Genomic DNA, 23,353 nt, shown 5'->3' with positions numbered 1-23,353 from the left:
ACGTTCCTGACCTTGAGACGACTTTGAAAGGCCCCAAGCCCATGAAACGCGTAATCCTGGCTCTCACTCTCGCCCTCGCCGCCGGCCTGACGGCCCAAGCCGCCGAGGCGCAAACGCTCAAGACCGTCAAGGACCGCGGCATGCTGTCCTGCGGCGTCAGTCAGGGCCTGCCCGGCTTCTCCTCGCCGGACGACAAGGGCAACTGGACCGGGCTTGATGTCGACGTCTGCCGCGCGATCGCCGGGGCGATCTTCAACGATCCGACCAAGGTCAAGTACGTGCCGCTCTCCGCCAAGGACCGCTTCACGGCGCTGCAATCCGGCGAAGTCGACGTGCTGTCGCGCAACACCACCTGGACCATCTCGCGCGACACCTCGCTCGGCGCAAACTTCACCGGCGTGACCTATTATGACGGGCAGGGCTTCATGGTGAAGAAGTCGCTCAAGGTGAACTCGGCGCTCGAGCTCAACAGCGCCTCGGTCTGCGTCCAGACCGGCACCACCACGGAGCAGAATCTCGCCGACTACTTCAAGGCCAACAACATGAAGTACGAGGTGATCGCGTTCGGCACCAACGACGAAACGGTCAAGGCCTACGAGGCCGGGCGCTGCGACGTCTTCACCACCGACCAGTCGGGCCTTTACGCCAACCGCCTGAAGCTTGCCAATCCCGGCGATCACATGGTGCTCCCGGAAATCATCTCGAAGGAGCCGCTCGGACCGATGGTGCGCCACGGCGACGACCAGTGGTTCGACATCGTGAAATGGACGCTGTTTGCCATGATCACCGCCGAAGAGCTCGGCGTGACCGCGAAGAACGTCGACGAGAAGGCGAAGCAGGAAAATCCGGAGCTGAAGCGCGTCCTCGGCACCGACGGCAATTTCGGTGAACAGCTCGGCCTGAGCAAGGATTGGGTGGTGCGCATCGTGAAAGCCGTCGGCAATTACGGCGAAGTGTTCGACCGCAACGTCGGCGCAGGCTCGCCGCTTGGTATCAATCGGGGACTCAACAATCTCTGGAATAAGGGCGGTCTCCAATACGCGCCGCCGATCCGCTGACCCCGCCTGACCCGCGCTCGCGGCGATGAGCATCGAGGCCCGCAAACCCCCGCCCCAGATCGCGCTGAAGATCAGGCGCGTCCTGGGGGGCAAGACAGGCTGGAACGGCATCGCCGTCCAGTTTGCCTTCGCTGCGGTCCTGGGCTGGATTGCCTATGAAATCGTCTCCAACGCCCGCGCCAACCTCGAGAACCAGCACATTGCGGCCGGCTTCGGCTTCCTCGCGAACAACGCCGGTTTCGACGTCAATCAGACGCTGATCTCGTATACCGGCTCGGACACGTTCCTGCGCGTGTTCCTGGTCGGGCTCCTCAATACGCTCGTGGTCTCGGTGGTGGGCATCGTGTTTGCCACCGTGATCGGCTTCATTGTCGCGCTGTGCCGGCTGTCACCCAACTGGTTGCTCGCGCGCATTGGCGAAATCTATGTCGAGATCATCCGCAACCTGCCGGTGCTGTTCCAGATCCTGTTCTGGTACCTGGCGGTGCTTGCTGCCTTGCCTAATCCACGACAGAGCATTTCGCTGCTCGGCATCGCTTTCGTCAGCAATCGCGGTCTCGTCATTCCCCGGCCGATCGGCGAGAGCGGCTTCGAGGCGTTTCTTGTGGTGCTGGCGCTCGGCATCGTGGCTTCGGTGGTGCTGCGCATCCACGCGCGCCGGGCGCTGTTCCAGCGGGGGCAGATGATCCGGATCTGGCCCTATGTGCTGGGCCTGCTGTTCGGACTGCCGCTCGTCACCATTCTGGTAGCGGGTCTGCCCTTCAGCTTCGAGCTGCCGCAGCTCAAGGGCTTCAATTTCGCCGGCGGCTCGCGGATCATCCCGGAGTTCGTGGCGCTCACATTGGCCTTGTCGACCTATACGGCTGCCTTCATCGCCGAGATCGTGCGCGCGGGCATCCTCTCCGTCCACAGCGGGCAGATGGAGGCGGGATCGTCGCTGGGCCTGAGCCGCGGTACTACGCTCCGCCTGGTGGTCGTGCCGCAGGCGATGCGCGTCATCGTTCCGCCGCTGACCAACCAGTACCTCAATCTCACCAAGAATTCGTCGCTGGCCGTCGCGATCGGCTATCCTGACCTTGTCTCCGTGTTCGCTGGCACGTCGCTGAGCCAGACCGGGCAGGCCATCGAGATCATCGCTATGACGATGGGCGTCTATCTCCTGATCTCGCTGATCACCAGCGCCGTCATGAGCGTCTACGGTTGGCGCATCAGCCGGAGTCTCGGCGCATGAGCGATATCACCTCGTCCAGCTTCGTCCGCCAGGATCTTCTCGACGAGCGTCCCGCGCCGGTGAAGACCACGGGCTTCGTCGGCCTGGTGCGGACGCGCCTGTTCAACTCGCCGACCAACATCCTGCTCACGATCGTCGGCGCCTTGCTGCTATGGTTCACCATCATTCCTTCCGTCAGATTCCTGATGGTCGATGCAGTCTGGACCGGTAAGGATCGCACGGCCTGCCTCGCCGAGAACGCCGGCTTTACGGTCGGCGCCTGCTGGCCCTACATCCAGGCCAAGCTGCCGCAACTGATCTACGGCTTCTACCCCGAAGCCGAACGCTGGCGGGTCAACCTCACGCTCGTCCTGTCGGTGGTCCTGTTGGTGCCGTTGCTCATTCCACGACTGCCGTCGAAAGGATTGAACGCAGGCCTGTTCTTCTTTGCGTTTCCAGTGGTCGCATTCTTTCTGCTGCATGGCGGCGGCATCAAGGGATTTGGCCTGAGCTGGACCGCTGACCTGCTGCAACTGTTCGACGACAGCATCATCGGCGCCGGCAAGGCTCTGCTCGGTCTCGGCAAGACATCCTCTGCCGCACCGCTGTTGTGGGTCGTCGGCAATGTCATCGTGCTCGTGGGGACCGCGATCTACTGGCTGATCTTTCCGCTGACCTGGCTGCGTGACCAGCTGCAGGGGACGGGCCAGTCGGTCTGGGCCGATTTCGCCATCACCGCCGCGATCGTCTCGCTGATCGCCTTCGTTCTCGGCGGCGGCCTCCGCACGGGGGGGCGGGCCCTGACGTCCAGCGTCGTCACCTTCGCCGCCATCGCAATCGTGATCAAGCTGATGGGGCTCGATCACGGCGGACTGCCGATCGTGCAGACGAACCTGTGGGGCGGACTTCTGGTGACGCTGGTGGTCTCCGTCACGGGCATCGTCACCTCGCTGCCGATCGGCATTGCGCTGGCGCTTGGCCGCCGCTCGACCATTCCGCTGATCCGGATCTTCTCGATCGCCTTCATCGAGTTCTGGCGCGGCGTGCCGCTGATCACCGTGCTGTTCTTCGCCACCTACATGCTGCCGCTGTTTCTGCCGGGCAATTTCACAGTCGACGGGTTGGTGCGTGCGCTGATTGGAATTTCGCTGTTCACGGGCGCCTATCAGGCTGAGAACGTCCGTGGCGGGCTGGCTGCTATCCCGCGCGGGCAGGGCGAGGCGGCCGCGGCATTGGGGCTGTCCTGGTGGAAGACGACCTCGCTGATCGTGCTGCCGCAGGCGCTGCGCCACGTCATTCCGAACCTCGTCAACAGCTTCATCTCCCTGTTCAAGGACACGTCGCTGGTCTCGATCGTGGCGCTGTTCGATCTGCTGGGCTCGCTGCGGGCGTCGTTCTCGGATCCGAAATGGTCGTCGCCGTCGACCGCGTTCACCGGGTTCGCCTTCGCCGGGATCATCTACTTCATCTTCTGCTTTGGAATGTCACGCTACTCGCTCTTCGTCGAGCACCGCCTCAACGCTCACCGCCGCAACTGATCGAGGTCACCATGTCCGACCCCATCGTCAAAATTTCCGGCTTGAACAAATGGTACGGCGAATTTCACGTGCTGCGCGACATCGACCTTGCGGTCGAGAAGGGCGAGCGCATCGTGATCTGCGGCCCCTCCGGCTCGGGCAAGTCGACGCTGATCCGCTGCATCAACGCGCTCGAGGAGTTTCAGGAAGGCGAGATCGTCGTTGACGGCATCGAGCTCGGGCCGAACCTGAAGCATGTCGATGCGGTGCGGCGCGAAGTCGGCATGGTGTTCCAGAGCTTCAACCTGTTTCCTCACCTGTCCGTGCTGGACAATTGCACGCTGGCGCCGATCTGGGTGCGCAACATCCCCAAGAAGGATGCCGAAGCGGCGGCGATGAAGTTTCTGGAGCGGGTCAAGATCCCGCACCAGGCCAACAAGTTTCCGGGGCAGATGTCCGGTGGTCAGCAGCAGCGCGTTGCGATTGCCCGCGCGCTGACGATGAACCCGAAGGTGATGCTGTTCGACGAGCCGACCTCGGCGCTCGACCCCGAAATGGTCAAGGAGGTGCTGGACACCATGGTCGACCTTGCCGAGGAGGGCATGACCATGCTGGTCGTCACCCACGAGATGGGCTTTGCCCGCGAGGTCGCCAACCGCGTGGTGTTCATGGACGCGGGCCAGATCATCGAAGCCAACACGCCCAACGAGTTCTTCGCGGCCCCGCAGCACGCCCGCACAAAACTGTTCCTGAGCCAGATCCTGCGCTGAGCACCTGCAATCCGGTGGCGTCGCTGGTCTAACCGATCCGCCAGCTTGGCACCATGCGAATCGGCCAGCCTCTTTTCGGGCCATACTCCGGAGAGAGACTTTGCAGAGCAGCGCCGGCGCGCGCGCATTCCAGAACGCGCGATTGCAAAAGAAATTGAGGAAGCAGGCGGACGCGCTCATGTCCGCCGCGGTTCAGGCACTCGGGCAGGGCAGATACGCAGAGGTCGAGACACTCTGCCGGCGGATTCTGACGGAGGTTCCGGATCATTTCGACGCCGCGCACCTGCTTGGCCTGCGCGCGTATGATGGCGGGCGCCTCGATGAGGCGCAACAATTGCTCGAGCGCGCGACCGTGCTCGATCCACGTTCGCCCGATGCCCATGGCAATCTCGGGGCAGTGTATTTCACCCTCCAGAAGTTTCAGGACGCTCGCGCATGCCAGGAGAAAGCCATTGCGCTGAAGCCGAATTCTCCGATCGCCTTGACCAATCTCGGCAATACGCTGCTGCACATGGGCTTCGCCGAGTAGGCTATCGAGCTGCACGAACGCGCTATCAGGCTGAAGCCGGACTATGCCGATGCATTCTGCAATCGTGGCATGGCGGAGCTGATCGAAGGGCAGTTCCAGCGCGCCAAGGAGAGTTTCGATCGCGCCCTCGCGTTTCAACCGCGTCATGCGGAAGCGATCGCGGGCAAGGGCATGGTGTGCATCGAGCTCCGGCACTACGAAGAGGCGGCCGCGGCGATCGCGGCAGGGCTCGCGATCAAGCCGGATTCGCCGAAGATTCTGGCGCAGCGCGGACGGCTCAATCTCGATCTGTTGCGGCTGGAGCAGGCGCTCGCGGATTTCGATGCGGCGCTGGCGCTTTCACCGAGGCTCGAAGTGGCCTTGCAGGGGAAGGCGCAAGTCAACATTCTCAAGGGCAATACGGCCGGGGCGATTGCGGTCGTCAAGAAGTTGCTCGAGGAACATCCGCGGTCCGACATCGGAATTGCGCTCCTGGCTTCCTGCTATGCGAGCCAGGGAGACATCGCGACGGCGCTCGAACATCTCGATGCAGGGCTGGCAATCGCGCCTGACTATGCGGACTTGATCGGGCGCAAGATATTCTTGCTGGCTATCTCCCCGACGCGGATTTTGCGGTCCAGCAGGCTGCGCGAAAACAGTGGTGGGACGCGATCGGCTCGAGATTGCCGCGAAGGACTCTTGCCCCGCGGCAGCTCGATCCCGACAGGCGGATCGTGGTTGGCTATGTTGCTGCCGAGTTTTGGCATCACTCGGCAGCGTTCGCTCTGTTACCGGTGCTGCGCCATCATGATCACGCCAGGTTCGAGATCGTCTGCTATTCGTGCTCGCCGGTAAGAGATGAGATGACCGCCGCATTCAGGTCCTCGGCGGACGTCTGGGTCGACGCCTGGCAGCTTTCGGACGACGAACTCGCCGATCGCATCCAGGCGGACAAGGTCGATATCCTGATCGACGTGTCCGGGCACACCACCGGCAACAGGCTCCACGTCTTCGCCCGCAAGCCGGCCCCGATCCAGGTCTCGGGTTTCGGACACGCTACGGGCACGGGCCTGCAGACCATGGACTACGTGCTCGCGGATCCCATCTTCATTCCGCAATCGGCGCGCCATCTGCTGGCTGAAAAGGTCTACGACCTGCCGTGCCTGATCACGATCGATCCCATTTTGGATGTACCTGCATCGGAGCCGCCCATGCTCCGCAACGGCCATGTCACCTTCGGCGTGTTCAACCGCATCTACAAGATCTCGGACGAGGCCATCCGGGTGTGGTCGAACGTGATGCGCGAGGTGACCGGTTCGAAGATCGTCATCAAGCATACGCTGCTCGACGATCCCATGCTGCGCGATAGTCTGATCGCGCGGTTCGTGGCGCAGGGCGTTGCCGAGGAGAATGTCATCTGCCTGGGCTCGACGCCGCGCCACGAGCACCTGCGGGCGTTTGCAAACGTCGACATATCGCTCGACACGTTCCCGCAAAACGGCGGCGTCAGCACCTGGGAATCGCTCTATGCGGGCGTTCCGGTCGTGGCCAAGCTCGGCAACGGCGCCTCGTCGCGTGCCGGCGGTTCGATCGTGGCTGCTGTCGGTCTCGACGACTGGGTCGCCGAGGATGACGAGGGCTATGCCGCGATCGCCTGCAAATATGCGGCGCAGCCGGCGCACCTGGCGAAGTTGCGTAGCGAGTTGCCGGCTCGGATCGCAGCCTCCCCCGCCGGCAATGTCGAAATCTACACGGCCAGGGTCGAGGCGGGCTATCGCCAGTTCTGGCGCGACTATTGTGCCGCGGCTGCCGAAGGCGGCGAGGGCGCCTGACCCTCTCGGGTGGGGCGAAGTCTCGAATTGCGCTGGCCAGCTTAGTCGTCCGGAAACCATGCGCCGGCGCGCGATAGTGCCGGTTCATGGCTCCGAAAGCCATTTCTGGGCATATGGCGCTAAAAGGGTACGCCAATGCTCGGTTTCGTCTTCGGCTTGAACGCCCGGCTCGGGCGATTGCATTTCTTCCTCGCCACGGTCGCGCTTGCGATCGTGATGACGGCGATCTGCTTTGCAATCGCAATGGCCGTGCTGCGCAACACCTCGCCCGGCGCGATCCGGCCTGAAGATCTCACCAGCAGCTCGGCGATGATCGCTGCGATCGTCTTCTTCGGAGTTGTCACCTTCACGTTGCAATCGATGCGCATCCGCGACATCGGCTGGGATCCGGTCTGCGTGGTGCCTGCCTGGTTCGCGCTGGTGATCGTCGACCATGTCGTCGCGGGCCGGTTTCCGGCCTGGGCGATCGGGCAGGAGCATCAGGCAACGGCGGTCGGCGCGCTCGTCAACCTCGCGCTGATGCTCGCGCTCGTGTTCTGGCCGAGCGGCGACAGCGAAGGCTCCTACGGCGCTCCCCTCCCGCCGCGCACGCGCGCGATCAAGCCCTCGCTATCGAACGAGCGCCTCACGCGGGTGTCGCAGGGATCGTCGCGGCCGACCTGGAGTTAGACGGCCGGCTTCCGGAACGTTCTAGACGAACGGCAGCTTGATGTTGCTGCGCTTCTCCAGCCATTCCGGCACCGGCAGGTTCTTGGCGCGCATGAAGTCGGCGTTGAACAGCTTTGACTGGTAACGGCTGCCGGAATCGCAGAGCACGGTGACGATCGTCTTGCCCGGTCCGAGCTGCTTTGCGAGGCGGATGGCGCCGGCGATGTTGATGCCGGTCGAGCCGCCGAGGCACAGGCCTTCGTGCTGGAGGAGTTCGTAGATCACCGTCACCGCTTCGGCATCGGGAATGAGATAGGCGTCGTCGACCTTTGCGCTCTCGACGATTGCGGTCGCCCGGTTGAGGCCGATGCCCTCGGTGATCGAGCCGCCCGGCGTCGCCTTGGCGTCGCCCGTTCTGAAATATTCATACATGCCGGCGCCGTGCGGGTCGGCGCAGGCGATCCTGACGTCCTTGCTCTTCTCTTTCAGGAAGCGGCTGGTGCCGGCCAGCGTGCCGCCGCTGCCGACGGAGCAGACGAAACCGTCGACCTTGCCGCCGGTCTGCTCCCAGATCTCAGGACCTGTGGACTCGTAATGCGCCTTCGCATTGTCGAGGTTGTTCCACTGGTCGGCGAACAGCACGCCGTTCGGCTCCGTCTTACGCAGCTCGTCGGCAAGACGGCGGCCGACATGCTGGTAGCTGTTCGGATTGGAATAGGGCAGTGCCGGTGATTCCAGCAGCTCGGCGCCGCACAGCTTCAGAAAATCCTTCTTCTCCTGGCTCTGCGTTTCCGGGATCACGATCAGCGTGCGGTAGCCGCGCGCGCTCGCCACGACCGCAAGGCCGATGCCGGTATTGCCGGCGGTCGATTCCACGACGAGACCGCCGGGCTTGAGCTCGCCGCGCTTCTCGGCCTCCAGGATCATCCATTTGCCGGCGCGATCCTTCACCGACTGGCCGGGATTCATGAACTCGGCCTTGCCCAGAATGGTGCAGCCGGTCAGTTCGGAAGCGCGCTTGAGCTTGATCAGCGGGGTGTTGCCGATGGCTTCGACAACGTCATTTTTGATGGTCATGTCAGGGGAAATCACTGGCAAAGGGTTGATCAGGTTGGCCAGAACCTAGTGCTTGGGCGGTCAAAGGGGAAGGCTTTTGCGCTGCGGCGAAACCGGCGGAAGTGCCCGGAAGCAGTGAATTTTTGGGAGGAGAGATCGCCGATGCTGCTGCTGTGCTACGCTGCGGGATATCGGTAGGAGGATCTGGCCGGTCCCTGCCAAAACATGGAAGATAAGGGTCGTCGCCAGCGCACCTTCGCCATTGGATCTGAGACATCGCCCTCGAAGAGTGCGGCTGGTACGCGGGAGGCGGTCAAATCTCTGCACGACGAATGCCCATTCGTTTCGACAATGGACGGCCTCGCGAGAGTGGCCCACCTCGGTTTCGAGACCGGACTGAAGCCGCATCGCGAGCGGTGCAGGCGGATTGAAGGGACTGGCGTCGGTGTGGCGGCATTATCACATGAAATCTTGGTAAGCTTGAGCAGGCTCCACGGCCGCATAGGAATGCGAAAAAGCGCTGCAACACAGCACTATTTCGTGCTTTCTTCGTGTTGATGGCGGTGCGCTTTGGCGGTCATTTCGCACCTGCGGGACTGTCCCGCTGTTCCGCACCCGGCTAGTATGGGTGTCCGGTTCCGCAGAAAGCATCATCGCTGTGAACGAGTTATCCAACGCCCGCCGACTGTCCAGCCGCGAATCGGTTAATCCGGCTTCGCGGCGGCGGCTCGATCTGCCCGGCGGGGGGTGGATTTGACACAAGATGATCCTGCGATCGCGGTGCGGCGGTCTCTAGGTTCCGCGTCCCGGACACGACGTGCGGCGCGCTGGCTTGCGGTCGCTTGCCTCGCCGCCGGCTCGGGCGCTTGCGTGCTCACGCAGGATCTTCCCGATCCCGCGCTCGACGTTCCCACGCAGTACAAATACGCCGGCAAGGGCGATGCGCCGCCGTCTCTGGATTGGTGGCGCAGCTTCCGCTCGGCGGAGCTGACACAGCTGATGGAAGAGGCGCAGACCGTCAACCTCGACATTGCCGCCGCCGTTTCGCGCATCGTCGAGGCCGACGCGCAGGCGCGGCAAGCGGGTGCGGCGCTGCTGCCGAGCCTTTCCGGCACCGGGCAGGAGGCCTATTCGCGCACCTCCGGCTCCTCCGCCTCGGGGCTCACCAATGGCGGCCGTGAGGTCGTCAACTACCAGGCTTCGCTGAGCGCGAGCTACCAGCTCGATTTCTGGGGTCAGAATCGGGACGCACTCCAGATCGCGGAAGAAACGGCGCATGCCAACCGTTTCGATCGCGACGTCGTTGCGCTGACGACGCTTGCGGGTGTGGCTAACGCCTATTTCCAGGTGCTGGCCTCGCAGGATCGCATCCGGACCTCACAGCGCAACATCGCGAGCGCGCAACGCATCCTCGATGCCGTCAAAGAACGGCGTAAGGCTGGCACGGGCACCGATCTCGACGTCGCGCAGCAGGAGAGCGTGCTCGCAAACCAGAAGGCCCTGGTGCCGCCGCTGCGCCAGACGCTCGACCAAAACGTCAATGCGCTTGCAGTCCTGGTGTCGCGGCCGCCGGAGAGCGTGCGCGTGCTCGGCGGCTCGCTGAACCGGATCGCTATACCCCGCGTGACGCCCGGCCTGCCGTCCGAGCTCCTGACGCAGCGGCCCGACATTCGCCGGCAGGAGGCGCAACTTGCTTCTGCCACTGCGAACGTCGGCAATGCCCGCGCGCAGTTCTTTCCGACCATCCAGCTCACCGGCAATGGCGGCTATCAGAGCTCGGCCCTGGTCTCGCTATTCCAGCCGCATGCGGCGTTCTTCCAGCTCGTCGGCAGCGCGACGCAGCCGATCTTCGACGGCGGCAAGATCCTCGGCAATTTCGAGTTTGCCAAGGCGCGGCAGGACGAACTGCTCCAGACCTACCGCAAGACCATCATCCAGTCTTTTGCCGATGTCGACAATGCGCTGTTCTCGATCAAGCAGACCACGATCAGGCTGCAATTGCAGCGTGACGTCCTCAACGCCTCCCGCCGCGCCTTCGATCTCTCCGAGCAGCAATTGCGCGCCGGCACCGCCGACATCGTCACCGTGCTCAACACCCAACTGACCCTGTTCCAGGCGGAAGACGCGCTGTCGCAGGCGCAACTTGCCCGCCTTCTTGCTATCGTCAGCCTGTATCAGGCGCTCGGCGGCGGCTGGGAGCCGAGGATGGAGAAACCGGTCAATGCTCTTTAAGCCGGATACGAAGCAGGGCGCGAAGGAGGGAACGGCGAAGAAGTCGCGCGGGCGCGGCTTCGTCATGACCCTGATCACGCTGGCGATCCTCGGCGGGCTCGGCTACTACGGCTGGACCACCTGGCATCAGCAGCCGCAGCAGGCGAACGGCCGCAATCAACGGCCGGATCTGCCGGTACCGGTGCTGGCGGCGACGCCCCGCATCCAGGACGTTCCCGTCTATCTCGACGGCGTCGGCGCGATCCGCGCACTCAACACCGTGACCGTCCGCTCTCAAGTCGACGGCAAGCTGATCGCGGTCAATTTCACCGAGGGACAGGACGTCAAGAAAGGCGACGTGGTCGGCGAGATCGACCCGGCGCTCTACCAGGCGACGTACGATCAGGCTGTCGCCAAGAAGGCGCAGGACCAGGCCCAGCTCGCCAACCAGCGCATCGACCTCACGCGCTACGAGCAGCTCGCCGCGTCCAACGCCGGATCCAAGCAGCAGGCCGACACCCAACGCGCGCTGGTCGCGCAGACCGAGGCGCTGGTCAAGGCTGACCAGGCGGCGATCGACAATGCGGCGGCGACGCTGAGCTACACCAAGATCGTGGCGCCGATCTCGGGCCGCGCCGGCCTGCGCCAGGTCGACCAGGGCAACATCATCCACGCCTCCGACACCACCGGCCTCGTGGTGATCACGCAATTGCAGCCGATCGCGGTGTGGTTCAGCCTGCCCCAGCAGCAGATCATGCGGGTCAACGCCGCCGCGTCGAAGGGCGCGCTCGCCGTCGACGTGTTCGGCAATGACGGCCTCACCGTGATCGACACCGGCAAGCTCACCGGCATCGACAACCAGGTCGACCAGACCACCGGCACGCTCAGGCTCAAGGCCGAATTCCCGAACGCCAATTACCAGCTCTGGCCCGGCCAGTTCGTCAATGTCCGCCTCAAGGTCGAGACCTTGACGCAGGCACTGGTGGTGCCGACCTCGGCCGTGCAGCGCGGACCGATCGGCACGTTCAGCTATGTCATCGGCGAGGACAATTTGGTTGCGGCCAAGCCGGTGACGGTGACGCAGCAGAACGAGCATGACGCCGTCATCGCCAGCGGCCTGTCGGCGACAGACAAGGTCGTCACCACAGGCTTTGCCAATCTGTCCGATGGCTCCAAGGTGGTCATCGGCCGCGACGACCAGACGCCGTCGGCCGATCTCGCGCCACGCAAGCGCTCGCGCGGACCGGATGGTCAGAAGAAGGACGGCGCCAAAGACGGCCAGAGGGACGGACAAGATAAGGACGGCGAGTTCCGCGCCAAGCGCAAGAGCAGCGAGGGCGACCAGAAGGGCCAGACCGGACCGGCACCAGGGCCGGGTGCATCGGGAAGTGGAGCCAAGCAGCCATGATCCCGACGACAGCCGCCTGAGCGGCAGGCGCATCCCATGGGCGTCTCCGAACCCTTCATCCGACGGCCGATCGCGACCTCGTTGCTCGGCATCGCGCTTCTGATCGGCGGGCTGCTCGGCTATTTCGCGCTGCCGGTGTCTGCGCTGCCGCAGGTCGATTTCCCGACCGTGCAGGTGACGACGCAATTGCCCGGCGCGAGCCCCGACGTGATCGCCTCGCTGATCACCGCGCCGCTGGAGCGGCAACTCGGCCAGATCCCGTCGCTGTCGGCGATGAACTCGACGAGCTCGTTCGGCGTCAGCCAGATCTCGCTCCAGTTCGATCTCAACCGCGACATCGACGGCGCGACCCAGGACGTCCAGGCCGCGATCAACGCCGCGGCCGGCGTGCTGCCCAAGACGCTGCCTTATCCGCCGACCTACGCCAAGGTGAACCCGGCCGATGCGCCGGTGATGACATTGGCGCTGCGCTCCGACACCATCTCGCTACGGGCGATGAGCGACATTGCCGACACGCTTCTGGCGCAGCGGCTGAGCCAGATTTCCGGCGTTGGACGCGTCTCTGTGCTCGGCGGACTGAAGCCGGCCGTCCGCATCCAGGCGGATCTCGCGCGGCTCGCCGCCTATGGCATCGCCATGGAAGACCTGCGCACCGCGATTGCCAATGCCAACGTCTCGGGGCCGAAAGGCTCGCTCGACGGCGCGCAGCAATCCTACATCATCGCCGCCAATGACCAGATCGCCGCCGCCGACGCCTACAAGCCTGTCATCATCGCCTACCGCAACGGCTCGCCGGTCACGATTGCCGACGTCGCCCAGATCGTCGATGGCCTCGAGAACGACCGCACCGGCGGCTGGTATCAAGGCTCGCCCGCGGTCATCATCGACATTCAGCGGCAGCCCGGCGCCAATGTGATCGACGTCGTCAGCCAGATCCGGGCGGAAATCCCAAAGGTCCAGCGCGCTATTCCGGCCGGCGTGAATCTCACCATCGTCTCCGACCGTACCGTCACCATCCGTGCCTCGGTCCGCGACGTGCAGTTCACGCTGATCCTCAGCGTGGTGCTGGTGACGCTGGTGGTGCTGCTGTTCCTGCGCTCGCTCAGGGCCACGCTGATCGCCGGGGTGGCGCTACCACTCTCGCTGATCACCAGCTTCGGCATCATGTATTTCGCCGGCTTCAGCCTCGACAATCTGTCGCTGATGGCGCTCACCATCGGCACCGGCTTTGTCGTCGACGACGCCATCGTGATGATCGAGAACATCGTCCGCCACATGGAAAACGGCGATAGCGCGATGGAGGCTTCGCTGAAGGGCGCCAGCGAGATCGGCTTCACCGTGATCTCGCTGACGGTGTCGCTGATTGCGGTGTTCATCCCGCTGTTGTTCATGTCGGGCCTGGTCGGCCGCATGTTCCGCGAATTCGCGCTGACGCTGACGATCGCGGTCGTGACCTCGGCCGTGGTCTCGCTGACGCTGACGCCGATGATGTGCTCGCGTCTGCTGAAGCACGCCCATGAAGAGCTGGCAGTGCCGGGTCTTGCCGCGGTCAGCCGCTTCATCGACCGCACCGTGGGGTTCTATCACCGCACGCTGCTCTGGGTGTTGGAGCGCCAGCGCGCGACGCTGGTCGTGACCTTCGCCACACTGATTGCGACCCTGGCGCTCTATGTCGTCGCGCCAAAGGGCTTCCTGCCGCTGCAGGACACTGCCTCGATCACGGCGGTGACGGAAGCGGGTCCCGACGTGTCGTTCGCGGAGATGCAGAAGCGGCAGGCCGACGCGGCCGACGCCATCAAGGCCGACCCCGATGTAACAGGCGTGGTCTCGGTGATCGGGGCAGGCTCGGTCAATCCGACCACCAATGTCGGCCGTCTGGTCATGACGCTGAAACCCCGCGGCGAGCGGCGCGACGATGTCAGCGTCGTCATCACGCGGCTGAAGGAGCGGGTGGCAGCCATCCCCGGCATGACCGTCTACTTCCAGCCGGTGCAGGATGTGCAGATATCGACCCAGTCGAGCCGCTCGCAATACCAGTACACGCTGACCGGCACCGACGCCGCGCTGGTGTCGGAATGGGCGCGCAAGCTGGTTGCCGAGATGCGGCGCGATCCGCTGTTCCGCGACGTCTCCTCGGAGGCGCAGGAAGGCGGTCTGCGGGCGCAGCTCACGGTCGACCGCACCCGCGCCGGCCAGCTCGGCGTCAGCCTCCAGGGCATCACCGACACGCTCAACGACGCGTTCGCGCAGCGCCAGATCTCGACCATCTACGGCCAGGCCAACCAGTATCGCGTGGTGCTGGAAGCGCTGCCGATGTACCAGCGCGATCCCTCGATCCTGTCGAAGCTCTATCTGCCGGGCGGGGCGAGCGCGACCGCCGGCGCGCCCAACGCACAGGTGCCGCTCTCCGCCGTGGCGACGCTGACCCGCACCACCGCGCCGCTCGCGATTTCGCACCAGGCCCAGTTCCCGTCGATCTCGCTCAGCTTCAACCTCGCCCCGGGCGCTGCGCTCGGCGATGCCGTCGAGGCCGTGAAGACCATCGAGACCCGGATTGAGATGCCCAACAGCATCGTCGGCGTCTATGCCGGCGACGCCGCCGAATTCGCCAAGGCACTCGCCGGCCAGCCCTGGCTGCTGCTGGCCGCGGTGATCACGATCTATATCGTGCTCGGCGTGCTCTACGAGAGCTACATCCATCCGATCACGATCCTCTCGACGCTGCCGTCGGCCGGCGTCGGCGCGATCCTGGCGCTGATGCTGTGCGGGCAGGATCTCTCCGTGATCGGGCTGATCGGCATCATCCTGTTGATGGGCATCGTCAAGAAGAACGCGATCATGATGATCGACTTCGCGCTCGAGGCCGAGCGCAGGCAGGGGATGTCGCCCAACGAGGCGATCGTGCAGGCTTGTCTGCTGCGCTTCCGTCCGATCATGATGACGACGCTGGCCGCGCTGTTCGGCGCGCTGCCGCTGGCGATCGAGAGCGGCACCGGCGCCGAGCTGCGCTTTCCGCTCGGCATCTCCATCATCGGCGGCCTGCTGCTCAGCCAATTGCTCACGCTCTACACCACGCCGGTGATCTACCTCGCCCTCGACCGCATCAACCGCCGCCTTGAGCAGGCGCTGCCGCCGGTCGAACCCGGCGGGCCGCCCGTCGCGGGCGCGACCGAGGGGATGCAGTGATGGCATCGATCTCGGAGCCCTTCATCCGCCGCCCGGTCGCGACCACGCTGCTGTCGATCGGGTTGTTCCTGCTGGGTATCGTGGCTTACGAGTTCCTCCCCGTCGCCTCGGTTCCGAACATCGATTTCCCCGCCATCTTCGTTTCCGCCAGCCGTCCCGGCGCCGATCCGTCCGTGATGGCCGCGACGGTTGCTTCGCCGCTGGAGCGGCGGCTCGGCGAGATCGCGGGCATCAACCAGATCACCTCGACCTCTTCGCTCGGCACGACCAGCATCCAGCTCCAGTTCGACATCGGCCGCAACATCGACAAGGCCGCGCGCGACGTGCAGGCGGCGATCAACGCCGCGCTGGTCGACCTACCCAGCGATCTGCCGACGCTGCCGCGCTTCCGCAAGGCCAATACCGCAGGCGCCCCCGTGTTCGTGCTGGCGCTGACCTCGAAGACGCTGTCCGCCAGCGCGGTCTACGACGTCGCCGATACCGTGCTGGCGCAGCGCATCTCGCAGGTGCCGGGGGTGGGCAATGTGACGATCTCGGGTGCCGACCAGCCGGCGGTCAGGATTCAGCTCAATCCCGTCGCGCTGTCGAACGCCGGCATCGCCACCGACGACGTGCGAACTGCGATTATCAACGCCAATCCGCTCGGTCCGGTCGGCATCTTCAATGGCGAGCGCCAGAGCGAAACGCTGTCGCTCAACAGGCAGATGCGGACGGCGAAAGAGTTCCGCGACATCGTCATCAAAAGCGCGAACGGCAATTTCGTCCGGCTCTCCGATGTTGCCGACATCGAGGACGGCGTCCGTAACGCCCGATCCATCGCTTGGTTCAACAAGCAGCCGGCGGTGCTGATCCAGATCACCAAGCAGGGCGACGCCAACGTCATCGAGACCGTCGACCGGGTGAAGGAGCTGATCCCCGCGCTGAAGCAGTGGATCCCGGCCGGCGTCGACGTCTCCACCTTGGTCGATCGCACCAGTACGATCCGCGCCAGCGTGCTCGACATGCAGTGGACCTTGTTCGCGACCGCCATTCTCGTGATGGTCGTCGTGTTCGTATTCCTGCGACGGCTGACGCCGACGATCGCGGCCGGAATCTCCGTGCCGCTGGCGCTGGCCGGGACCTGCGCCGGCATGTGGGTCGCGGGCTTCTCGATCGACAATCTGTCGCTGATGGCGCTGGCGATCTCCGTCGGCTTCGTGGTCGACGACGCCATCGTCATGATCGAGAACATGTACCGCAATCTCGAACAGGGCATGCGGCCGCTTCAGGCGGCATTGGACGGCGCCCGGCAGATCGGCTTCACCGTGGTGTCGATCAGCCTGTCGCTGATCGCGGCCTTCACGCCGCTGATCTTCATGGACGGCATCGTCGGCCGTCTCTTGCGCGAGTTCTCGCTGACGCTGACCTTCGCGATCCTGGTCTCGACCCTGGTGTCGCTCACGGTGACGCCGATGATCTGTGCCCACTATATCAGGCAGACCACGTCGGGATCCGCCACACTGTTCGATCGTGTCATCGAGGGCTCGCTGACGCGCATCGTCGCCTTCTACACCCGCACCCTGCGCACGGTGCTGGAGTATCCGCTGCTAACGCTGCTGGTGTTCTTTGCCACCATCGGCCTCACCGTGGTGCTCTACATCAAGGTCCCCAAGGGCTATTTCCCGACCGACGATTCCGGCTTCGTCATCGGGGCGACGCGCGCCTCGGCCGACATCTCGTTCCAGTCCATGCTCAGCCTGCAGCAGCGGCTCGCCGACATCGTGATGCAGGATCCGGCCGTGGCCGGCATCGGCTCCACCGTCGGCAGCGGCGGCGGGCCGGGTGGCGCGACCTCCAATCGCGGCACCATGTTCATCAGCCTGAAGCCGCCGGAGGAGCGCGACCACGTCTCGACCCAGGTGGTGATCGACCGTCTCAGGCGGGCGTTATACCCGGTGCCCGGCATCCGCCTGTTCATGTTCGCCGCCCAGGACGTGCGCGCCGGCGGACGACAGAGCGATTCCGACTACCAGTACACGCTGACCAGCACCGACCTCGGCCTGTTGCAGAAGTGGGCGCCGATCGTGGCCAAGCGCATGGAGAGCGTCGAAGGCATCACCGACGTCTCCAGCGACCGCGATCCCGGCGGGCTTCAATTGACCTTGTCGATCGATCGCCAGAAGGCCTCGGCGCTCGGCGTCCGCGTCCAAGATATCGACAACGCGCTCAACAACGCGTTCTCGCAGCGGCAGATCGGGATCATCTACACCCAACGCAACCAGTACATGACCGTTCTGGAGATGGACCCGAAATTCCAGGTCGACCCGTCCAACCTCGATCGCATCTATGTCGCCGGCGCGGGCGACGCGCAGGTGCCGCTGTCGGCCGTGGTACATGCGACGCGCGGGCTCGCCGCCCTCGCGGTCTATCATTCGCAATCGTTCCCATCGACCACGGTGTCGTTCAACCTGTTGCCGGACGTGCAGATCCAGGCCGCAACGCAGAACATCCAGCGCGCGGTCGAGGAATTGCACATGCCGGAAGGCATCCGCGGCAGTTTTGACGGCAACGCCGGCGATTTCGCCAAGACCAGCGGCCGCCAGCCGCTCCTGATCCTCGGCGCGCTGGTGGCGATGTATATCGTGCTCGGCGTGCTCTATGAGAGTCTCGCCCATCCGCTCACGATCATCTCGACGCTGCCCTCGGCGGGCCTCGGCGCGCTGCTGGCCTTGCAGATCACCAACACGCCGCTGACGGTGATCGCCTTCGTCGGCATCATCCTGTTGATCGGCATCGTCAAGAAGAACGGCATCATGATGGTGGATTTCGCGCTCGATGCCGAGCGCCAGCGCGGCCTGTCTTCGGCGGAGGCGATCTTCGAGGCCTGCCAGGCACGCTTCCGTCCGATCCTGATGACGACCATGGCTGCATTGTTCGCCGGCATTCCGCTGGTGGTCGCGACCGGGCCCGGCACGGAACTGCGCCGCCCGCTCGGCATCACCATCATCGGCGGGCTGTTCGTCTCGCAGATCCTGACGCTCTACACCACGCCCGTGATCTACCTGCTGATCGACCGCCTGCGCCGGCGCCGCGAGCCGCGCCCGGTGCCTGCGCCGGCGGAATAGGCGGGTTGTTGAACAGCCCCGCAAAGCGTATAGCGGCGACCATGTCGAACCCCACCGCCGCTGCGCCGGCCGATCCAATCCCCGAATGCCCGCACTGCCAGAAGCCGATGCCGCTGTGCATCTGCGACAGCGTCACGCCCATCAAGAACCGGCTCTCGCTCCTGATCCTTCAGCATCCGCAGGAGCAGGACAGGGCGCTCGGCACCGCGCGGCTGCTTGCGAAGCATTTCGCCGGTGCCACGCTGCGGGTCGGCTTGTCCTGGCCGAGCCTGTCCAAGGCGCTGGGGCAACCGATCGAGAACGCCTCGCACTGGGCCGTGCTCTATCTCGGCTCGGCGCACGCCGCCGATCTCGAGGCCGAGGGCGAAATCCTGGCGCTCAACCGCAAAGGCGAGGGCGCGGACAACCAGCGCGCGCGCCTCGGCAAGCTCGAAGGTGTGGTGCTGCTCGACGGCACCTGGAGCCAGGCCAAGGCCCTGTGGTGGCGCAACCCCTGGATGCTGAAATGCCAGCGCGTCATCCTCAACCCGGCCGCGCCATCGCGTTACGGCCGCCTGCGCAAGGAGCCTCGGAAGGACGGCCTGTCGACCATCGAAGCGGCAGCGACGATCCTCTCCGTTCTGGAGAAGCGCCCGGACATCGCCGAGACGCTGAATGCCAGCTTTGAACGGATGTTAACCCGCTACCGCGAGGTCCAGACCGAGATGCCCGAATTGGCGCCGAAGCCGCCGGTGAAGGACCGCCGGCGCGGTGTCCGGCGGGTCAAGCGAGCCTGACTCCGGTCCGGATCATCCGTCCGGCCGATTGTCCCGCGAGAGGCGGGCGGATAGAGACCATCGGCCAACAGGCCGCGATCTGCTATCCTGTCGCACCATCGGAACGCCGGAAACGGAAGGGACCGTCGCATTCAGCTTGCAGCCAAGGAGATCCTTGCCCAGGCGGCGCGGTTCGATCGTTGGGGCACGCTCGCCCTGATGGACATTTCGCTGCGCTACCGGCGCACCGTGATCGGCCCGCTCTGGATCACGCTGACGCTCGCCGCGACGATTGCCAGCGTCGGCACGGTCTATGCGGCACTGTTCAAGCAGGACATTGCGAGCTTTCTGCCGCCCTTTGCCATTGGCCTGATCGTCTGGACGCTGATCGCGACGACGCTCCAGGAAGGTTCCAACATCTTCGTGGCATCAAACCATTTGATCAAGGCGGTGCCGGCGCCGCTGATCGTGCATGTTCTCCAAATGATGGCGCGCAACGTCCTCATCTTCGCGCATCATCTGGTGATCGTCGTACTGCTCTATCTGGTAATGCCGTGGCCGCTGCATGGGAGCATGCTGCTCGCGGTGCCGGGCTTTGCGATCCTGCTCGTCGTGCTGCTGGGCGGCTCGGTCGCGCTCGGCATGCTCTGCGCGCGGTTTCGTGACATCGGCTCGGCGATCGTCAGCGGCCTGCAATTCGTGTTCTTCCTGACGCCGATCATCTGGACCGAGGACACCGTGCGCGGCACCGCGTTTTATTGGCTGATCCGCGCCAATCCGTTCGCGACGCTGCTCGATCTGGTGCGCAGGCCACTGCTCTCACAGCCGACCGATGCGGAGCAATGGCTGCTCGGGGTCATCTATGCGACCGTCGTGGCCGTCATCGGCCTCGGCTGCTACGCGAAATACCGCCATCGCGTGGCGTATTGGCTGTGAGGCGCGAGATATGACCCCCGCAGCTCATATCGCGCTTCGCAACGTCTCGGTGAGATTTCCGGTGTTGTCGTTCCGCGACCGCTCGCTGCGCAGCCGGTTCGTCAACGCGGTGACACTGCGGCGGACGACCCCGCACATCGTCTCCGCGTTGAACGATGTCAGTCTCGACATCCGTGCCGGCGACCGCGTCGCCATCATCGGCGCCAATGGCGCCGGCAAGACCACGCTGCTGCGGGTGCTCGCCGGCATCTACCATCCGACGTCCGGCAGCGTGGACGTGCTGGGCCGCTGCCAGCCGCTGTTCGATCTCTCGGCCGGATTCGACGAGGAAGCGACCGGCTACGAGAACATCGTGCGGCGCGGGCTCGTGATCGGCGCGCGGCGCTCCGAGATCGACGACCGGCGCGCGGAGATCGCCGCATTCACCGAGCTCGCGAACGGCTCGACTTGCCGCTGCGCACCTATTCCAGCGGCATGATGCTGCGCCTGATCTTTGCGGTCGCAACCGCCGTCGAGGGCGAGATCGTGCTGCTCGACGAATGGATCGGCGTCGGCGACCAGCAGTTCCGCAAGAAGGCGCGGCAGCGGCTCGACGAGATCGTCGTGCGCGCCGGCATTCTGGTGCTCGCCTCGCACGACGTCGAGCTGATCAAGAGCACCTGCAACCGCGCGATCCTGCTGGAGGAGGGGCGGATCGTGGCGGCCGGTGCGACCGATGAGATTCTCGGCCAATATCTCGGCGGCGCGAAGGCGTAGCTGCCCGGTCGGGGTTGCCTAAACCCGTGATCCCCTATATTGCTCCGCCCTCGTTGGGGCCACGTGGCGGAGTGGTTACGCGCCGGTCTGCAAAACCGTTTACTCGGGTTCGAGTCCCGACGTGGCCTCCATCCTTCGCTTCAAAACATCGTCCATCACGTGCATGTCGCGGAGGTCTTGCTCGGAGCCCGGCAGGCCCCAAGCTGCTGCATATGCACGGTATTTTGCCTCCTGGCGCTCGACGCCCCATAGCTGCGCGAGCACGTCGTAGGGGTCCAGCCTGCTCATATCGCCACCTTCGGAATAAACGGAACGACAACGCAGTTTCCGGGGTTCTCCCCACGTAGGTGGGAGACTTTTTTCGCAGCCTCTACGTGCATTGCGGGTTTTACGTGCCGGTAGCGCTTCATGGTGTTGAAGCTCGTCCACCCCATCATTTCCATGGTAACTTGCGGGTCCACGCCCGCCTCCAGGAGACGCGTTGCGCGTGTATGGCGCAGAGAGTGGATTACCAGCTCGTCGCTGCCCCCACACGCTTCGACCGCTGCTTTGAAGTTGCGTGCCAAAGTGAATGCATTTGTGCGCTCGCCAGAGGCTACCAAAGCCTTGAACTCCCGCGCCAGATCGGGCCTGATCCATACCCTTCGGGCCTTTTTGGTCTTCACCTGGGAGGCGTGCAGGTTGATCCATCCGTTCTCGGTTGGTTCGCCGTCCGTTTGGTGCGTCAGCTTCTCGGTGAATATCTGGCCGGACTCGACCGCTTGCAGCTCGCCCGCGCGCATCCCGGTCTCGACCAGGACCGACACGCAGATGGCGCTGGCGCGGTGTCCCTTGTCGTTCAGCCAGCGCAGGATCGCCGCCTCCAGGTCGTCGCTGATGGTCTCTTCGCGGGCGCCGTCCTCTTCCTGGAGCGGGATCAGCGGGCGGCCCTGGATGAAGCCGCGACCGCTGGCGAACGTCAGCACGGCGCTCGCCGCCGTCAGGTAGCGGTTGACCGTCGCTGGCGACAGCTTGCCACCCTTGACGCCCGGACGCCGCTGGAGACCCGCCACCAGCTTGTCTAGCTCCGGCGTGGTCACGGCGGCGATGTCCAGGTGCCCCAGCTTGGACACCACGTAGTCGAGACGCTGCATCACCGATCCGTCCCGCCCGGCCTTCCAGCGCGCGCGGCGCGGCCCGCCAGCGGCCTTGCACAGCTCGGCGACCTCCGCGAACGTGACGCCCGTGTGCCGGTCTCCGGCGCCCTGGAAGCCGTCCGCGCTGCCGTTCGCCTTCACGTATGCCTCGTAGCCGTCAGCCTCGCCCTTGGTCTTGAAGGCGCGCTTGGGGCCTATCGTCTTTCCGTTCTTGACGACCTCGCCGATGAACCGGCCGGTCAGCTTGCCGTTGCGGCGCTCAATCGAACTCATGTCATGCTCCTGTTGCTGCGTAGAGCAGCGCTGCGACCAGGATGGATGCCGCGATCAGCACTGCGCCGTGCGGTCCATCTTCCTTGAACAGAGCGGCGCCCATGCCGCCCAGCACCATGCCTCCGACAACGAGGCCCAACTGATCCACGTGCATCCCCTTAGTCCGCGTGGCTCGGCGTGCTCTCGTCAATCACCATGACGACCTCGACGCGCTTGGTGTTCTGCTTGCCCAGGGCGATGCCTCTGTAGGCATAGGCACCCGGCAGGTTCGTGTAGTTGTGCGTCTCGATGTATTGGGCATTGCCGCCGTTCGAGCGGGTGACGATGACGCGGTAGGGATACGTGGGGATGCGTGCCATTCTGGCCTCCAGGTTTAGTGTTCCAAGTGTTCTACTTTTGGATACACGTGTGGCGCTCTGTGAGCGCTACACGGTCATTTGCGAGTGGTGAAAGCCTCCAGGGCTCGACGGTAGGCGCCGACGACACCACGGCCCGCGTGCGTGAGATACGTCAGATGCGCGCGGCGGTCCTGGAGGTCGGGGCGCTGCTCGACAAGCCCCAGGCCCGGCTCCTTGCGACGATTGTACTCACCCAGGTCGAACAGGTTCCGAGTCATGACACCCTGCGCCAGTCCGGCCTTCTGCGCATACCACGAGACAGTCTTCCCTTGCTCCTTTGCAACGAGAAGAAACGACACCAATTGCTGCAACGTCATTGTTGGGTTCTTGGCTCTAAACGGCTCCAACGCAGCCAACAACGTCTCTGTTGCGGCCTTGTCCTCTGCGGCCTCGAACTCTCTATCCAATTCCAATCCCCTACGCTCAACACTGATCACGGCGCCATCTATAGCAGAAGGCGCAGCGGCGGGGATGTCAGTAAGACCTTTAAGAACATTCAAAATAGACAAAGTGCTCTCCTGTTATTTTTTCTCTCAGCCCAGCAACCTTGCAGTCACCAGAGCGGCGATCAGAAACCCCATCGCCGCCCCG

General features: G+C 64.5%; 18 protein-coding genes, 1 tRNA gene and 2 pseudogenes. 15 read left to right on the top strand and 6 right to left on the bottom strand.

From position 1 onward, the window contains the following. The first annotated feature begins 41 nt into the window (after positions 1-41). From AC0L3A_RS18720 to AC0L3A_RS18695, 6 genes and pseudogenes are all read left to right on the top strand, one after another. Complete coding sequence (locus tag AC0L3A_RS18720; protein ID WP_007591217.1) at positions 42-1,058, top strand: amino acid ABC transporter substrate-binding protein; 1,017 nt, start codon at positions 42-44, stop codon at positions 1,056-1,058. A 25-nt stretch (positions 1,059-1,083) separates the two neighbouring features. Beyond that, entirely contained in the window at positions 1,084-2,289 is a 1,206-nt protein-coding gene (locus AC0L3A_RS18715) for an amino acid ABC transporter permease (RefSeq protein WP_219680181.1), read from the top strand. After that, on the top strand, positions 2,286-3,806 hold the full coding sequence (locus AC0L3A_RS18710; protein WP_354128222.1) for an amino acid ABC transporter permease: 1,521 nt from the start codon (positions 2,286-2,288) through the stop codon (positions 3,804-3,806). Before AC0L3A_RS18715 ends, AC0L3A_RS18710 begins: the two co-directional genes overlap by 4 nt. Positions 3,807-3,817: 11 nt before the next feature. Further along, positions 3,818-4,555, top strand: coding sequence for an amino acid ABC transporter ATP-binding protein (locus tag AC0L3A_RS18705; RefSeq protein ID WP_007591212.1), 738 nt, complete (start codon positions 3,818-3,820; stop codon positions 4,553-4,555). Positions 4,556-4,655: 100 nt separating this feature from the next. Beyond that, positions 4,656-6,895: pseudogene (locus AC0L3A_RS18700) on the top strand (tetratricopeptide repeat protein). Between the two features lie 135 nt (positions 6,896-7,030). Then, entirely contained in the window at positions 7,031-7,564 is a 534-nt protein-coding gene (locus tag AC0L3A_RS18695) for a DUF805 domain-containing protein (protein ID WP_354128223.1), read from the top strand. Positions 7,565-7,585: 21 nt separating this feature from the next. Here the strand turns inward: AC0L3A_RS18695 and AC0L3A_RS18690 are convergent, their stop codons facing one another. Next, complete coding sequence (locus AC0L3A_RS18690) at positions 7,586-8,620, bottom strand: cysteine synthase A (RefSeq protein ID WP_354128224.1); 1,035 nt, start codon at positions 8,618-8,620, stop codon at positions 7,586-7,588. A gap of 759 nt (positions 8,621-9,379) precedes the next feature. On the opposite strand from AC0L3A_RS18690, the gene AC0L3A_RS18685 reads away from it, so the two are divergent. The 9 genes and pseudogenes from AC0L3A_RS18685 (at position 9,380) to AC0L3A_RS18645 (ending at position 21,086) form a co-directional block, all read left to right on the top strand. Then, positions 9,380-10,831: an efflux transporter outer membrane subunit gene (locus AC0L3A_RS18685; protein WP_473254953.1), complete on the top strand. Its 1,452-nt coding sequence runs from the start codon at positions 9,380-9,382 to the stop codon at positions 10,829-10,831. Further along, on the top strand, positions 10,821-12,218 hold the full coding sequence (locus AC0L3A_RS18680) for an efflux RND transporter periplasmic adaptor subunit (RefSeq protein WP_219680164.1): 1,398 nt from the start codon (positions 10,821-10,823) through the stop codon (positions 12,216-12,218). The genes AC0L3A_RS18685 and AC0L3A_RS18680 overlap by 11 nt, the downstream gene beginning before the upstream one ends. 36 nt (positions 12,219-12,254) lie before the next feature. Next, complete coding sequence (locus AC0L3A_RS18675) at positions 12,255-15,404, top strand: efflux RND transporter permease subunit (protein ID WP_007591193.1); 3,150 nt, start codon at positions 12,255-12,257, stop codon at positions 15,402-15,404. Continuing rightward, positions 15,404-18,508, top strand: a complete 3,105-nt coding sequence (locus tag AC0L3A_RS18670; RefSeq protein WP_354128226.1) for an efflux RND transporter permease subunit — start codon at positions 15,404-15,406, stop codon at positions 18,506-18,508. The genes AC0L3A_RS18675 and AC0L3A_RS18670 overlap by 1 nt, the downstream gene beginning before the upstream one ends. A 41-nt stretch (positions 18,509-18,549) precedes the next feature. Further along, positions 18,550-19,284 carry a tRNA-uridine aminocarboxypropyltransferase gene (locus tag AC0L3A_RS18665; protein ID WP_219680157.1) on the top strand — a complete coding sequence of 245 codons (735 nt, stop codon included), beginning with the start codon at positions 18,550-18,552 and terminating at the stop codon, positions 19,282-19,284. A gap of 198 nt (positions 19,285-19,482) precedes the next feature. After that, positions 19,483-20,199 (top strand): ABC transporter permease, encoded by a 717-nt coding sequence (locus AC0L3A_RS18660; RefSeq protein ID WP_354128227.1) that lies wholly within the window; start codon positions 19,483-19,485, stop codon positions 20,197-20,199. A 160-nt stretch (positions 20,200-20,359) separates the two neighbouring features. Continuing rightward, a pseudogene (locus AC0L3A_RS18655) lies at positions 20,360-20,479 on the top strand (ATP-binding cassette domain-containing protein); the annotation flags it as partial. Positions 20,480-20,646: 167 nt separating this feature from the next. Further along, on the top strand, positions 20,647-20,955 hold the full coding sequence (locus AC0L3A_RS18650) for a hypothetical protein (protein ID WP_246648610.1): 309 nt from the start codon (positions 20,647-20,649) through the stop codon (positions 20,953-20,955). Positions 20,956-21,012: 57 nt separating this feature from the next. Continuing rightward, positions 21,013-21,086, top strand: a tRNA-Cys gene (locus tag AC0L3A_RS18645). Here the strand turns inward: AC0L3A_RS18645 and AC0L3A_RS18640 are convergent. From AC0L3A_RS18640 to AC0L3A_RS18620, 5 genes are all read right to left on the bottom strand, one after another. Beyond that, entirely contained in the window at positions 21,055-21,243 is a 189-nt protein-coding gene (locus AC0L3A_RS18640; protein ID WP_473254946.1) for a hypothetical protein, read from the bottom strand. The two genes, AC0L3A_RS18645 and AC0L3A_RS18640, sit on opposite strands and share 32 nt — an antisense overlap. Then, complete coding sequence (locus AC0L3A_RS18635; protein ID WP_473254945.1) at positions 21,240-22,364, bottom strand: tyrosine-type recombinase/integrase; 1,125 nt, start codon at positions 22,362-22,364, stop codon at positions 21,240-21,242. The genes AC0L3A_RS18640 and AC0L3A_RS18635 overlap by 4 nt, the downstream gene beginning before the upstream one ends. Position 22,365: 1 nt before the next feature. Further along, positions 22,366-22,512, bottom strand: coding sequence for a hypothetical protein (locus tag AC0L3A_RS18630; RefSeq protein WP_473254944.1), 147 nt, complete (start codon positions 22,510-22,512; stop codon positions 22,366-22,368). Between the two features lie 10 nt (positions 22,513-22,522). Next, on the bottom strand, positions 22,523-22,723 hold the full coding sequence (locus tag AC0L3A_RS18625; RefSeq protein WP_473254943.1) for a hypothetical protein: 201 nt from the start codon (positions 22,721-22,723) through the stop codon (positions 22,523-22,525). A 74-nt stretch (positions 22,724-22,797) separates the two neighbouring features. Beyond that, on the bottom strand, positions 22,798-23,271 hold the full coding sequence (locus tag AC0L3A_RS18620) for a hypothetical protein (protein WP_473254942.1): 474 nt from the start codon (positions 23,269-23,271) through the stop codon (positions 22,798-22,800). Positions 23,272-23,353: the final 82 nt, after the last annotated feature.

This window comes from Bradyrhizobium sp. MI1.3 (genome assembly GCF_055811695.1).
This window is presented reverse-complemented; position numbering and strand designations above follow the sequence as displayed.